This is a genomic window from Streptomyces sp. CB00455, from assembly GCF_001905445.1.
Taxonomy (GTDB): Bacteria; Actinomycetota; Actinomycetes; order Streptomycetales; family Streptomycetaceae; genus Streptomyces.
In genome coordinates this window covers 51,545-64,972 of record NZ_LIVQ01000003.1, presented here as the reverse complement: position 1 = coordinate 64,972, position 13,428 = coordinate 51,545, and the positions used below count along the sequence as shown (strand labels likewise).

The following is a 13,428-nucleotide window of genomic DNA, read 5'->3' as shown; positions in this document are numbered from 1 at the left end:
TCACCTGGCCCGTGCCACCGGGGACGGGCCAGGTGCCGGACCCGCCGCCGGGACCGCCCCGGACCGGGGGCCGGACCGCGCCGCCGACTCGACGAAGCGCCGGGCGACGGACGGCTCCGCCGCCCAGTGCGTGTGCAGGTAGCTGGCGTGCACACTTCCCCGTACGAAGCCCTCGACAAGGCGTTCCGGGTGCGTGAACCCCCACGCGGGCGCCTCCCCGGCACCCGGTTCGATCACCGTGCGGTGGAACTCGTGCCCGCGCAGCCGGGTCCCGGCCGCCGCGAGCGCGCTGTCCGACAGCGCCACCGCCTCCCGGTAGCCCAGCGTGAGCCGCTCCGACATCCGTGCGTCGGCGTCGAGCACCCCGCACATCGGCTTCCCGTCCAGGGACCGCGCCAGGTACAGCAGCCCGGCGCACTCGGCGGCCACCGGGCGGCCCGCCGCGGCGAATCGCGCCACGGCCGCGCGCAGCGCGCCGTTGGCCGACAGCTCGGGCGCGTACACCTCGGGGAAACCGCCGCCGATCACCAGGCCGGCGGCGCCGTCCGGCAGCGCCTCGTCCCGCAGCGGATCGAAGGTGACGACCTCGCCGCCGGCCGCGGTGAGCAGCTCGGCGTGCTCGGCGTAGGAGAACGTGAACGCGGGCCCGCCCGCGACGGCGACGAGCGGCCGGCGGCCCGTTCGCGGGCCGGACTGCTGGCCGGCGCCCCCGGCGGCCGCCAGCGCGCCCCGGGGCGACCACGGCTCGCAGTGCAGCGGCGGAGCCGTGCGCGCCAGCGCCATCAGCGCGTCCAGGTCACAGCCCGCCCGCACCTGTTCGGCCAGCGCCGCCACGGAAGCCAGCGCGTCCGCCCGCCGCTCGGCGACCGGCACCAGACCCAGGTGCCGCGAGGGCGCGGCCACCTGCGGCGCCCGGCGCAGCACGCCGAGCACCGGCATTCCCGCCTCCTCCAGCGCCTCCCGCAGCATCACCTCGTGCCGGTCGGAGCCGACCTTGTTCAGGATCACGCCGCCGAGGCGCACCTGCGGGTCGAAGGAGGCGAAGCCGTGCACCAGCGCCGCCACCGACCGCGACTGCGAGGACGCGTCGACGACCAGCACCACCGGCGCCCGCAGCACCTTGGCGACCTGCGCGGTCGACGCCAGCTCACCACGGCCCGCGGCCCCGTCGTACAGGCCCATCACGCCCTCGACCACGGCGAGGTCGCAGCCCGCGGCCCCGTGCGCGAACAGCGGGGCGACCAGCTCCGGCCCGCACATGAAGGCGTCCAGGTTGCGCCCCGGACGGCCCGTGGCCAGCGCGTGGTAGCCGGGGTCGATGTAGTCGGGGCCCGCCTTGTGCGGGGACACGGCGAGGCCGCGCTCCGAGAAGGCCGCCATCAGACCGGTGGCGACGGTGGTCTTGCCGCTCCCCGAGGACGGGGCGGCGACGACCAGCCGCGGCACGCTCGACGACGTCACCACTCGATGCCCTTCTGACCCTTCTGGCCGGCGTCCATCGGGTGCTTCACCTTGGTCATCTCGGTGACCAGGTCCGCGAACTCCAGCAGCTTGTCCGGCGCGTTGCGCCCGGTGATCACCACGTGCTGGGTGCCCGGACGGGCCCGCAGCACCTCGATGACCTCGTCGACGTCGATCCAGCCCCAGTGCATCGGGTACGCGAACTCGTCGAGCACGTACAGCCGGTGCGTCTCGGCGGCCAGGTCGCGCTTGACCTGCTCCCAGCCCTCCTTGGCCGCCTGCTCGTTGTCGAGCTGGGCGTCCCGCTGGACCCACGACCAGCCCTCGCCCATCTTGTGCCAGACGACGCTGCCGCCCTCGCCGGATGCGCCCAGCACCTTGAGCGCGTTCTCCTCACCGACCTTCCACTTGGCCGACTTGACGAACTGGAACACCCCGATCGGCCAGCCCTGGTTCCAGGCCCGCAGCGCCAGCCCGAAGGCCGCCGTGGACTTGCCCTTGCCCGGTCCGGTGTGGACGAAGACGAGCGGTCGGTTGCGGCGCTGACGCGTCGTGAGTCCGTCGTCCGGAACGACGGTCGGCTGTCCCTGCGGCATTACGCGGCCCTCCTGTTGCTGTTGCTCGCGGGTGCGGTGGCGCTCCCCGCGGTACGTACGTTCTTCACCAGGCCGGCCAGCGAATCCGCCCGCAGCCCGTCCAGGGAGACGGCGGGCCCGCCGAGGTCGGCGGCCAGCACCCCGGCCAGTCCCAGCCGGACCGGCCCCGACTCGCAGTCCACGACCACGGAGGCGATCCCCCCGGCCTGCAACAGCCGCGCGCTGCGCGCGGCGAGCTCCCGCGGCGTGCCCGGGGCCCGGCCGCCGGCGGCGCCGGCCGAGGTGGCCCGGCCGTCGGTGACGACCACCAGCAGGGGGCGCCGGCTCGGATCCCGCAGCCGCTCGACCCGCAGCACCTCGTGGGCCTTCAGCAGCCCGGCGGCCAGCGGGGTGCGGCCACCGGTCGGCAGCTGCTCCAGCCGGGCCGCGGCCGCGTCCACCGAGGAGGTGGGCGGCAGAGCCAACTCGGCACCCGAGCCGCGGAAGGTGATCAGGCCGACCTTGTCCCGGCGCTGGTAGGCGTCCAGGAGCAGCGACATCACCGCGCCCTTGACCGCGCTCATGCGCCGGCGGGCGGCCATCGAGCCCGAGGCGTCGACGACGAACAGCACCAGGTTGCCCTCGCGGCCCTCGCGGGTGGCCTGACGCAGGTCGTCCTTGCGGATGACCAGCCCCCGCCCGCTGCGCCCGCGCGCCTTCTGGTGCGGCGCGGCCGCCTGCACGGTGGCCGTCAGGTGCAGCCGGGTCAGCCGGCCCCGGGGGTGCTGGGATCCGGTGGTCCGGCCGTGCGCGGTGCGGGCGCGCGAACGCCGCCCCGCTGCGCCCTCGCCCAGGCCCGGCACGCTCAGCGCCTTGGTCCGGAACGGCTCGGCGGCCCTCACGGCGGCCTGCTCGGGCCCGCCGGCCTCCCCGGCGGAGGGCTGCGGCGCCTCCGGGGTCCGCGGCCCGTCGGGCGCGTCCGGCGTCTCGGGGGCCTGCGACCGCTCTTCGGGGGCGTCGGGGCCCTCGGGGGCGCCGCCCTGGGGCGGGACCCCGCCACCGCCGTCGGGGCCGCCCCCGTCGTCCGGGCCGTCGCCCCCGGAGCCCGCGTCGCCCGGACCGGCGTCGTCGGGGCCCTGCGGCCGTGGCTCCGGGTCGGGTTCGGGCTCCTCGTCGGGGAACCGGTCGAGGATCTCGTCCAGCATCTCCTCGTCCAGGCCCGGCGCGTCGAAGGGGTTGCGCCGCCGCCGGTGGGGGAGCGCCAGCAGCGCGGCCTGCCGCACGTCCTCCTTGCGCACGGAGCTCCGCCCCGCCCACGCCGCCAGCGCCGTCGCCGTCCGGGCCATCACGATGTCGGCCCGCATCCCGTCGACCTCGAAGGCGGCGCAGGTCGCGGCGATCTGCAACAGCGCCGTGTCGCCGAGCGCGACCTTCGGGAGCAGCGCCCGCGCGGCCACCACCCGGGCGCGGACCTCGTGTTCGTCATCGGCCCAGCGCACGGCGAAACCGGCCGGATCGTCCTCGTAGGCCAGCCGGCGGCGCACCACCTCGACGCGCTGGGCGGGCTCGCGGGAGGCGGCGACCTCGACCGTCAGCCCGAAGCGGTCCAGGAGCTGCGGGCGCAGCTCGCCCTCCTCCGGGTTCATCGTGCCGACCAGCAGGAACCGCGCCGCGTGGCGGACGGACACGCCTTCGCGCTCCACGTAGGAGGCGCCCATCGCGGCGGCGTCCAGCAGCAGGTCGATCAGGTGGTCGTGGAGCAGGTTGACCTCGTCGACGTACAGGATTCCGCGGTGCGCGTCGGCGAGCAGCCCGGGTTCGAAGGCCTTCACGCCCTCCGCCAGGGCCCGTTCGATGTCGAGGGCGCCGACCAGCCGGTCCTCGGAGGCGCCGACGGGCAGCTCCACCATGCGGGCGGGCCGGGCAGCGCCCGGGCCGGGCTCGTGCGGGCCGTCCGGGCACGCCGGGTCCGGCGCACCGGGCGCGCACGAGAACCGGCACCCGGGCACCACGTCCACCTCCGGCAGCAGCGCCGACAGCGCGCGTACGGCGGTGGACTTGGCGGTCCCCTTCTCACCGCGCACCAGCACACCACCGACCGCCGGGCTCACGGCGTTGAGCAGGAGCGCCAGCCGCAGGTCGGACTGGCCGACCACTGCGGTGAACGGATAGGGCGTGCTCATGCGTTGCTCACTCCTTCAGTACGGATGTGCCTGCGGCGGCCCGGCTCCGGCGGGCCGGGAGGGACCGGCGCACGGAACCTTCCGCGCACCTCCCCTCCCCGGTGACGGGCGGGCCGGGGGAGGGCCGCCCGCGGGCCCGCGGCCGTCACGGCGCCCCCGGCGGGAGGAACGGCAGCCCCGCCGGCGCCCCGCCCTCGATGAGGCGCAGCAGCGCGTCCGTGTCGGCGTGTTCCTCGATCAGATCGCCGAGCAGGTCGAGCTGACCCTCCCGCAGCGCCTCGAACGACGTGTCCGGGGCCGGTACGAAGCGCCGCCCGGCGGTGGCCGCGACCTCGCGCAGGAAGGCCCGGCGGAAGCCGTCGGACTCCAGCGAGCCGTGCCAGTGCGTCCCCCACACCGCCCCGACGCGGCAGCCGTCCAGGAAGGGCTCCCCGCCCAGCACCTCGGCCACGCCGTGGTGGATCTCGTACCCCTCGACGGGTTCGCCGAGCGCCGCGCCCACCGGGCGGGCGAGGGTCTTCTCCCGCGCGAAGCGGACGCGCACCGGCAGCAGCCCGAGGCCCGCCACCGACCCCGCCCGTGACTCGACCTCGTCCTCGATGTGCTCACCGAGCACCTGGAACCCGCCGCAGACGCCCAGGACCGGCCGTCCCTCGGCGGCCCGCCGCAGCAGCGCGTCCGCGAACCCCCGCTCCCGCAGCCACGCCAGCGCCTTCACCGTGCCGCGCGTCCCGGGGACGACGACCAGGTCGGCGTCGGCCAGTTCCTCGGCCCGGTCCACGAAGCGCACCACGACCCCCGGCTCCGCCGCGAGCGCGTCGACGTCCGTGAAGTTCGACATCAGCGGCACCGCGCAGACGGCGACCCGCAGCACGTCCTCGCCCACCGGGGCAGCCACCACGGACTCCCGCACCGCGCCCCGCAGGGAGACCCTCAGGCCGTCCTCCTCGTCGATGCCGAGCCCGTGCCGGAAGGGCAGGACCCCGTACGTGGACCGGCCGGTCAGCCCGCGCAGCATCTCCATGCCGGGCTCCAGCAGCGAGACGTCGCCGCGGAACTTGTTGACCAGGTACCCCGCGATCAGCGACTGGTCCTGCGGCGACAGCAGCGCCGTCGTCCCGAAGAAGGACGCGAAGACCCCGCCCCGGTCGATGTCGCCCACGACGACCACCGGGAAGCGCGCGGCCCGCGCGATGCCCATGTTCACGATGTCGGTCCGGCGCAGGTTGATTTCGGCCGGGCTCCCCGCCCCCTCGCAGATCACGGCGTCATACGTGCCCCGAAGCTGCTCCAGGCAGTCCGTGACGATGCCCAGCAACTGCTCCTGGCGCCCGCCGTGGTAGCCGCGCGCGCTCATCTCGCCCACCGGCTTGCCCAGCAGCACCACCTGGCTGCTGCGATCACTGCCCGGCTTGAGCAGCACCGGGTTCATCAGCGCGATCGGCTCCACGCGGGCGGCCTGCGCCTGCATCGCCTGGGCGCGGCCGATCTCGGCGCCCTCCCGCGTGACGAAGGAGTTCAGCGACATGTTCTGCGCCTTGAAGGGCGCCACCTTCACGCCCCGGCGGGCCAGCCAGCGGCAGATGCCGGCCGTGACCACGCTCTTGCCCGCGTCCGACGTGGTTCCCGCGACCAGCAGTCCGCCGCCGCGCTTCGCGCCGCTCATGCGCGTCCCTTCCTCGTGGTGCGGGAGACAAGCGTCCGGGCCGCCACGCAGGCGCCCAGGGCGAGCCAGGTGACCTGCCGGGACAGCCGGACCGCCCGTTCGATGTCGGCGGCCTCCACCGGCCGGCCGGCCGCGCCGTTCAGCACCGCCCGGTGTTCGACCCGTCCCGCGTAGGCGAGGGTGCCGCCCAGCCGGACGCCGAGCGCCCCCGCGAACGCCGCCTCCACGGGCCCGGCGTTCGGGCTCGGATGCCCGGCGGCGTCCGCGCGCCAGGCCCGTACGGCCCCCCGCCGGTCGGGCCCGGCCAGCACGGCGGCCAGCGCCGTCAGCCGGGCACCGGGCCAGCCCGCGAGGTCGTCCAGGCGGGCGGAGGCCCAGCCGTAGCGCAGGTAGCGCGGCGACTTGTGGCCGACCATCGCGTCCAGGGTGTTCACGGCGCGGAAGGCCAGCAGTCCGGGGACGCCGGCGACGGCGCCCCACACCAGGGCGCCGACCACCGCGTCGGAGGTGTTCTCGGCCACCGATTCCACGACGGCGCGGGCCATCTGCTGCTCGTCCAGGGAGTGCGGGTCGCGCCCGCACAGGTGCGGCAGCCGCTCCCGGGCGGCCTCGGTGTCCCCGGCGGCCAGGGCGCCGCCGATGGTGCGGGCCTCCCGGCCCAGCGAGGTGCCCCCCACCACGGCCCAGGTGGCCGCGGCCGTCAGGGCGACACGGGCGGCCGCGGGCCCGGAGCGCACGGCGCGGGCGCCCAGGGCTCCGACGGCGGCCGCGCCCCCGGCGCACAGGAGGGTGTGGACGACGCCCCGGGCGCGGTCGTCGCGCCACAGGGCGCGTTCGACGGCGGCGGCGGCTCGTCCGAAGGCGGCCACGGGGTGCCCCCGGCGCGGATCCCCGAGGATCCGGTCGCCGATCAGGCCCGCCGTGACGCCGTACGCGAAGACGCGGTCGGCACGCATGGTGGCAGGTATGTCCTCACTCAGGGTCCGCGCCCTGGTTCGACGTGTCCGGCGGCGAGAGTTCCTGGCTCCCGGGGCGCACCCGCGCGGGTGCTCCCCGGTGACAGTGGCGGGACCGCGCCGGATTCGCACCGGACTTCCTCTCCATGCCGCCGTATTGGCCCGGGCAGTCCACCACGCACCGCGAACGCCCGTCAACTTGCGGTTGACCTGCGGCGGGGAATGCGAAAGCTCCCCCCGGAGGACCCGGAGGGAGCCTTCACCCGCAAGTGCCTCAGGCGACGATCAGGAAGATCCCGTACCCCACGGCCGCCGCGACGAGCGCGAAGCAGGCGTAGGCACCGCTGCGGGCGAGGGGGGCGGCGCCGCCCTGCCCGGTGGCGGTCTCGTGCTTGGACAGGCCCACCAGGCCCAGGGTGAACAGGGCCACGAGCGCGACGGTGGCGGAGAGGCTGACCCCGAAGACGGAGCCGAGTGCTGCCCAGTCGATCTTCATACTGCCGTTCCTCTGTGTGTCTCGGTCAGACCGCGGCGGCCGGAGCCGCCGGGGTGGTCGTCGCGGCCGGGATGGTGGCCTTGAGGTCCGCGTCGGTCACGGCGGCGGTCGTACCGGCCGCGGCGGTGGTCGGCGGGACGGTGACGGCGGCCATGGCCGTGGTGACGACACCCGGCTCCTCGGCCCCGTCCTGCTCCAGGACGTTGACGTTGTGGTGGTCGACGACCTGGCGGCGCGAGATGACCCAGATGGCGAAGCAGGCGGCGACCAGGAAGACCGCGACGGCGGCGACGCCGATGTCACCCGACCGCATGACCAGCTCCGCGCCGGAGGCGACCAGGGCCGCGGCCGGCAGGGTCAGGCCCCAGGCGACGAACATGCGGGTGGCGGTGGACCAGCGGACCACGCCGCCCTTGCGCCCCAGGCCCGCACCCATGACGGCGCCGGAGCACGCGTGGGTGGTGGAGAGGGAGAAGCCGAGGGTCGAGGAGGCCAGGATGACGCTGGCGGCCGAGGTCTGGGCGGCGAAGCCCTGCTGCGGCTGCAGGTCGGTCAGGCCCTTGCCCATGGTGCGGATGATGCGCCAGCCGCCCAGGTAGGTGCCCATGGCGATGGCCGTGCCGGCGCAGACGATGACCCAGACCGGCGGGTTGGAGCCGGGCGCGAGGGCGCCGCCGGCGACGAGCGCCAGCGTGATGATGCCCATCGTCTTCTGCGCGTCGTTGGTGCCGTGCGCGAGGGAGACGAGACCCGCCGAGGCGATCTGGCCGGTGCGGTAGCCCTTGGTGGAGGTCTTCTCGCCGACCTTGCCGCCGAGCTTGTAGGTGAGCCTGGCCGCCAGCATCGCGGCCACGCCGGCCACGATCGGTGCGGCGACGGCCGGGATGAGGACCTTGGTGACGACGACGCTGCCGTTGACCGCGCCGAGGCCGGCGGAGGCGACCGCGGCGCCGATCAGGCCGCCCATCAGGGCGTGGGAGGAGCTGGAGGGGAGACCGACCAGCCAGGTCACGAGGTTCCAGAGGATGGCGCCGACCAGCGCGGCGAAGATCACCTCTGGCTGGATGCCCTCTTCGTTGACCAGGCCCTTGGAGATCGTCTTGGCGACCTCCACGGACATGAACGCGCCGACGAGGTTCAGCACGGCGGACATGGCCACCGCAGTCTTGGGCTTGAGGGCGCCGGTCGAGATGGTGGTGGCCATCGCGTTGGCCGTGTCGTGAAAACCGTTCGTGAAGTCGAACACGAGAGCGGTGATGATCACGATCCCGAGGAGAAGCGTTATGTGCTCCATTTACCCAGGCTTCTGTTTGGCGTCAGTGGCTAGGCGAACGTAGGCAACCTGGATGAACGGAAGGTGAACTGACCCGGGCGGACCGGTGTACTGGTGCGGCGCCCCATCGGCCCCTTCGTCCCGGTTGATTCGCAGATACATCGATTAATGCACGTCAAAGTCGGGTGAACGCACCACTCCGCCCCCGGCCGGAAGTCCTGCGGGCGGTCCGCCGGCGCCCCTGAAGTGAGTGAGATCACTCCGCCTAGGCGCCGCGCCGGACGATTTCCTCCGGTGGCCCTCGCGACCGTGCCCCACGACACTGGAGCGGTGCGAACCGCGACAGCGACGGCAGCGGCCGTCACCACGAGCCTCCTGGGCGCCGGCGCGGCCGCGGTCGCGGCCGGCCGGTACGCCGCCGCCGCGGCCCTGCGGCCCCGCCCCGGTCAGCCCCTGCCCGGCGGACCGCGCCTGAGCGTCCACCGCGCCACCGGCGACCGGGTCACGCTGACGCGCTCGCTCGCCTCCCTGGCTCCCGGAACCCACGGACTGGACGCCCCCGGGGTGCACGCCGTCGTCGGATCCGTCGTCGAGGACGCCGACCACGGTCCCGACACCGTCGTCCGCCGGCTGCTCGCCGTCACCCACGGGCGCCTCGGCCCCGGAACCCGGGTCACCCTCACCCCCCGGATCCACGTCGGCGACCCGCGCACCGCCCTCGGCCTCGACCACGCCGACGTCGACGTCCCCGGCGAGCTCGGCGCCCTGCCGGCCTGGTTCGTACCCGAGGTCCGCGACACCTGGGTGATCGCCGTGCACGGGCTCGGCGGCACCCGGGAGAACCCGATGGCGGTCATGCCCTTCCTGCGCCGCATGCGGCTGCCCGTCCTCGACCTGGCCTACCGCGGCGACCTCGGCGCCCCCGACTCCCCGGACGGCCTCGGCCACCTCGGCGCATCGGAGTGGCGGGACCTGGACGCGGCCATCCGCTACGCCCTGCGCTACGGCGCCCGGAACGTCGTCCTGCACGGCTGGTCCACCGGCGCCACCATGGCGCTGTACGCCGCCGAGCGCTCGGCGCTGGCCGACCGGATCGCCGGCCTGGTCCTGGACTCGCCCGTGCTCGACTGGCACACCACCCTGCGCGGGCTCGCCGCGTCCCGCGGCACCCCGGCCGCCCTGCTGCCGCTCGCGGTGCGGGCCGCCGAGAGCCGCGCCGGACTGCGCGCCGACCACCGCGGCCCCGGTGCGGACCCCGGCGCGCTGCGCGTCCCCGCCCTGGTCTTCCACGGCCCCGACGACACGCTCGCCCCCTGGGGGCCCTCGCGCCGGTTCGCCGCCGCCCGGCCCGACCTCGTCACTCTGCACACGGTGCCCCGGGCCGGGCACGGGGCGATGTGGAACGCGGACCCCGCCGCCTACGAGGAGCGCCTGCGACGCTTCCTCACCCCCCTGCTGTGACGGCCTGTTTGTGTGAAGGGCGTGTGGCGGGAGAGACGCCATGGGCGGCTTGCCCCGGTCTGTGCTGAGGGCGGGCAGCGGTAACGGCCGGTTCCGTTTGGGCTTTCGGCCAGTGACGGGCGAGACTGCTTCCGTGACGTCCCGAAAGCCTGATGAGCAGTTGGCTCGCGACTCCAGACTCCGACTCGTCTCCCCGCGGTCCGTCGCCGCGGCCCGCAAGGCGGTGACGGACCGGCGCACCCGGCCCGCCCCGAGGCCCCCGGCGGGCACCCCCGCCACGGCCGACCTCGCGAACCGGGCACGGGCCTCGCTCGCCGACGCCGTACGCCTGACCCGCTGGGCCGAGCGCAACCTCGGTGCCGGCGACGGCGGCCGGCCCGCGCCCACCGGCGCCCTGGCCACCGCCGACGTCGAACGCGCGGCCGGGGAGCTGAACCTGACGCACGGCCAGATCAGGGTCGGCTGGGACCGCGCCCGCCTCGCCGGCCTCGTCGAGGTCCACGGCGGCGACGCCCGGCCGGGCTGGCGACTGCGCGCCTGGGACCGTGACGACACCGCCGTACTGCGCGGCTGGGTCGCCCTCTTCGACGCCTGGTCCCTCGTCCACCCCGCCCCCGCCGACATCGCCCCCGCGGCCGTCGCCGAGGTCGTGGAGGCGATGCCCCAACTCCTCTCCCTGCTCCAGCTGTCGGCCGGGCCGGTGACCGTCCCCGACCTCCTCGACCTGCTCGGGCAGCGCGTCACCGAACTGCGCGACGAGCGGTGCGAGGTCCCCTACGAAACGGAACCCGCTGCGGCCCGGCCCGAGGACGGCCCGGACGGCGGCCCCGACGGCCGTCGCGGAGCCGGTCCTGAAGCCGGTCCCGACGGTGGCCCCGAGGCCGGTCCCGACGGCGGCCCCGAGGCCGCTCCCGGACCCTCCGGCGCCGCCCCCGCCGAGACCCGGCCCCTCCCGCTCGCCCGGCTGCTGCGCTGGGCGCTCGGCGGTCTCGCCGCCGTGGACGCCGTCACCCTCGGCCCCGCGCAGGCCGCCCTCACCCCGCTCGGCAGCTGGGCGGTCTGGGTCAAGCTGGAGCAGATCTGCGTCGCCGCCCAGAGCCACGCGGGGAACATCGAGCAGTCCGCCGCCGCCATGCTGCGCGGCTGCGCCCGGCTCACCCCCGGCCCGGCCCGCGCCGAATACCAGGCCTGGCTCGCCGCCCGGCCCGTGCGCCACGCGGTCGCCGAACTGCTGCACGCCGCCCGCGGCGAGGACGCCCTGACGCGCGGACTCGCCTTCGAGGCGCTGCGCGTGGTCGGCGCCCCCGCCGAGCCCGAGGTGCGCGCCGCGGTGCGCGAACCGGCTCTGCGCCCCTACGCCCTGCTCTGGCTCGCCGAGCACGACGGGATCGACCCCGAGGAGGCGCAGGACGTCCTCACCCCCGAGGAGTCGACCTGGCTCTGGGTGGACACCGCCGCGGCCATCGCCGACCACGGCGAGGCCGACCTGCTGGCCCGGCACCTGGACTCGGCCGTCCGGACCACCGTGCCCCGGCTGCTGGACGAGGTCCGCGCCGTCGGCCACCCGCGCACCGTGCAGGTCCTGGTCGCACTGGCCGCGGCGCATCCGGACCCCGCCCTGGCCAAGGCGGTCCGCCGGGCCGCCTTCCAGGTGCACACCGGCGGCATGTGACGGCCGGCCCGGGCGCTCCTCGCGGGGCGCCCGGGCCGGCGGCGGCGCCCCCCCGCACCCGAAAGACCCGCGCATCCGGAAGCCCCGCGCACCCGGAAGCCCCTCGCGCGCGTACGCGCCGCCGGCGTCAGACCTGCGGCGCGTACGTCCCGAAGCTCCAGATGTTCCCCTCGCCGTCCCGGGCCATGTAGTCGCGCGACCCGTAGTCCTGGTCGGTGGGCTCCATGAGGATCTCCACGCCGTGCTCGGCTGCCCGCCGGTGGTGGCCGTCCACGTCGTCGACGACGACGTACACCCCCGAGGGCCCGGCGCTCTCCATGGCCTTGTCGAAGACGCCGCCGCGGCCCTTGCTGCCGAGCATCACCGCGCCGTTCCCGTAGGAGAGCTCCGCGTGCATCACGGCGCCGTCGTCCCCCTCGTACACCGCGACCTGGGTGAAGCCGAACGCCTCCGTCAGCAGCTGGATGGCGGCCTTGGCGTCGCGGTAGAGCAGAGTCGGGACGATGGACGGAACACCTGCCATGACGGTCACTCCCTCTCGGTGCGGACGGGCCGGTGCACGACCGTGCGTGTGACCCGCACCACAGCATGGCAGGCGTCGCCGACAGTCAGCGGAAGGTGTTGCACTGGGCCATGTCGCCGGTCCGGTAGCCCTGGTAGAACCACTGCTGGCGCTGCTCGGCCGAGCCGTGCGTCCAGGACTCGGGGGACACCCGCCCCTGGAACTTCTCCTGGATCCGGTCGTCGCCCACGGCGGCCGCCGCGTCGAGGCCGTCCTTGATGTCCGCGTCGGTCAGGCTGGTGATCAGCGGCCGTCCGGTGGACTCGTCGGGGGTCTTCGTCGCGTTGTGCGCCCAGACCCCGGCGTAGCAGTCGGCCTGCAGCTCGACCTTGACGGCGTTGCTGTTCGCGCCCTGCTGCCCGTCCTGGGACCGCTGGAGCGTCCCGGTCAGGTTCTGGATGTGGTGCCCGTACTCGTGCGCGACGACGTACGCCTGGGCGAAGGGGCCGCCGCTCGCGCCGAACTTCGTCCGCAGCTCTTGGAAGAAGCCCAGGTCCAGGTAGACCTTGCGGTCACCGGGGCAGTAGAAGGGGCCGACAGCGGAGGTGGCCGACCCGCAGGCGGTCCCGACCCGGCCGGTGAAGAAGACCGTCTGCGCCGGACTGTACTGGCCGCCGCGCCGGGTGAGGTCCTGCTTCCAGAAGTCCTGGGTGCTGTTGACCACGGCGACCAGCCGGCAGTCCTCCCGTGCGTTGGCGTCCTGCCCCGTCCTGCACGACTGCTGCACCTGGTTGACGGAGGAGGCGGCCGGGTCCGGTTCCCGGTCGCCGGAGGACAGCCCCAGCTGGTCCGGGCCCACACCGAAGAACAGTCCGACGAGCAGCACGACGAAGCCGACGATGCCGCCGCCCACCGTGGCCCTCCCGCCGGGGATGCGGCTGCCGCGCACATCACTGACCTCGGACGTGTCCAGATCGGCGTCGTCGTCGAACTGCATCCCGCACCGCCTCGCATCCACGTGTCCGCCATTGCGGCGAGTATCGACCCGACCGTCCTCGTGCGCGTCCCGGACCGCCGGTGCGATCCGTGGACCCGACGGGGGGACGGGCAGGGGCGGGCCCTGGCCGCCCGCGCCTTCCGCTGGTGCCCCGGAAAGTGGTTGCGCACCCCCGGTAGAATGACT

At 75.2% G+C, this 13,428-nt stretch carries 11 protein-coding genes and 1 riboswitch; of the genes, 2 read left to right on the top strand and 9 right to left on the bottom strand.

Annotated features, from left to right (window positions below; all coding sequences use genetic code 11):
• From AMK16_RS12915 to AMK16_RS12885, 7 genes are all read right to left on the bottom strand, one after another.
• Nucleotides 1-1,464 carry a cobyrinate a,c-diamide synthase gene (locus AMK16_RS12915; protein WP_443333561.1) on the bottom strand — a complete coding sequence of 488 codons (1,464 nt, stop codon included), beginning with the start codon at nt 1,462-1,464 and terminating at the stop codon, nt 1-3.
• Nucleotides 1,458-2,057, bottom strand: coding sequence for a cob(I)yrinic acid a,c-diamide adenosyltransferase (gene cobO, locus AMK16_RS12910; RefSeq protein ID WP_073913928.1), 600 nt, complete (start codon nt 2,055-2,057; stop codon nt 1,458-1,460). Before cobO ends, AMK16_RS12915 begins: the two co-directional genes overlap by 7 nt.
• Nucleotides 2,057-4,219, bottom strand: coding sequence for a putative cobaltochelatase (locus tag AMK16_RS12905; protein WP_073913925.1), 2,163 nt, complete (start codon nt 4,217-4,219; stop codon nt 2,057-2,059). The genes cobO and AMK16_RS12905 overlap by 1 nt, the downstream gene beginning before the upstream one ends.
• A 145-nt stretch (nt 4,220-4,364) precedes the next feature.
• Complete coding sequence (locus tag AMK16_RS12900) at nt 4,365-5,885, bottom strand: cobyric acid synthase (RefSeq protein ID WP_073913921.1); 1,521 nt, start codon at nt 5,883-5,885, stop codon at nt 4,365-4,367.
• The gene (locus tag AMK16_RS12895; RefSeq protein ID WP_073913917.1) at nt 5,882-6,841 is read right to left on the bottom strand and encodes a cobalamin biosynthesis protein; all 960 of its coding nucleotides are present in this window, start codon (nt 6,839-6,841) and stop codon (nt 5,882-5,884) included. The genes AMK16_RS12900 and AMK16_RS12895 overlap by 4 nt, the downstream gene beginning before the upstream one ends.
• A 58-nt stretch (nt 6,842-6,899) precedes the next feature.
• Nucleotides 6,900-6,984, bottom strand: a riboswitch (cobalamin riboswitch).
• A 131-nt stretch (nt 6,985-7,115) separates the two neighbouring features.
• Nucleotides 7,116-7,337 carry a hypothetical protein gene (locus tag AMK16_RS12890; protein ID WP_073913913.1) on the bottom strand — a complete coding sequence of 74 codons (222 nt, stop codon included), beginning with the start codon at nt 7,335-7,337 and terminating at the stop codon, nt 7,116-7,118.
• A 25-nt stretch (nt 7,338-7,362) separates the two neighbouring features.
• Nucleotides 7,363-8,631, bottom strand: a complete 1,269-nt coding sequence (locus tag AMK16_RS12885) for an inorganic phosphate transporter (RefSeq protein ID WP_073913909.1) — start codon at nt 8,629-8,631, stop codon at nt 7,363-7,365.
• A 309-nt stretch (nt 8,632-8,940) separates the two neighbouring features.
• On the opposite strand from AMK16_RS12885, the gene AMK16_RS12880 reads away from it, so the two are divergent.
• Together AMK16_RS12880 and AMK16_RS12875 are read left to right on the top strand one after the other, a co-directional pair.
• The gene (locus AMK16_RS12880; RefSeq protein WP_073915856.1) at nt 8,941-10,071 is read left to right on the top strand and encodes an alpha/beta hydrolase family protein; all 1,131 of its coding nucleotides are present in this window, start codon (nt 8,941-8,943) and stop codon (nt 10,069-10,071) included.
• A gap of 133 nt (nt 10,072-10,204) precedes the next feature.
• A complete protein-coding gene (locus AMK16_RS12875; protein ID WP_443333560.1) occupies nt 10,205-11,743 on the top strand; it encodes a hypothetical protein in 1,539 nt (512 codons plus the stop codon).
• A 127-nt stretch (nt 11,744-11,870) separates the two neighbouring features.
• On the opposite strand, the gene AMK16_RS12870 is transcribed toward AMK16_RS12875, so the two are convergent.
• Entirely contained in the window at nt 11,871-12,266 is a 396-nt protein-coding gene (locus AMK16_RS12870; protein WP_073913905.1) for a VOC family protein, read from the bottom strand.
• Nucleotides 12,267-12,351: 85 nt separating this feature from the next.
• On the bottom strand, nt 12,352-13,242 hold the full coding sequence (gene ypfJ, locus AMK16_RS12865; protein ID WP_073913901.1) for a KPN_02809 family neutral zinc metallopeptidase: 891 nt from the start codon (nt 13,240-13,242) through the stop codon (nt 12,352-12,354).
• Between the last annotated feature and the right edge of the window lie 186 nt (nt 13,243-13,428).

What these genes read in the sequence shown, in the direction of transcription:
- cobO (WP_073913928.1), bottom strand. Translation starts at nt 2,057, where the DNA reads ATGCCGCAGGGACAGCCGACCGTCGTTCCGGACGACGGACTCACGACG.
- AMK16_RS12905 (WP_073913925.1), bottom strand. Translation starts at nt 4,219, where the DNA reads ATGAGCACGCCCTATCCGTTCACCGCAGTGGTCGGCCAGTCCGACCTG.
- AMK16_RS12900 (WP_073913921.1), bottom strand. Translation starts at nt 5,885, where the DNA reads ATGAGCGGCGCGAAGCGCGGCGGCGGACTGCTGGTCGCGGGAACCACG.
- AMK16_RS12895 (WP_073913917.1), bottom strand. Translation starts at nt 6,841, where the DNA reads ATGCGTGCCGACCGCGTCTTCGCGTACGGCGTCACGGCGGGCCTGATC.
- AMK16_RS12890 (WP_073913913.1), bottom strand. Translation starts at nt 7,337, where the DNA reads ATGAAGATCGACTGGGCAGCACTCGGCTCCGTCTTCGGGGTCAGCCTC.
- AMK16_RS12885 (WP_073913909.1), bottom strand. Translation starts at nt 8,631, where the DNA reads ATGGAGCACATAACGCTTCTCCTCGGGATCGTGATCATCACCGCTCTC.
- AMK16_RS12870 (WP_073913905.1), bottom strand. Translation starts at nt 12,266, where the DNA reads ATGGCAGGTGTTCCGTCCATCGTCCCGACTCTGCTCTACCGCGACGCC.
- ypfJ (WP_073913901.1), bottom strand. Translation starts at nt 13,242, where the DNA reads ATGCAGTTCGACGACGACGCCGATCTGGACACGTCCGAGGTCAGTGAT.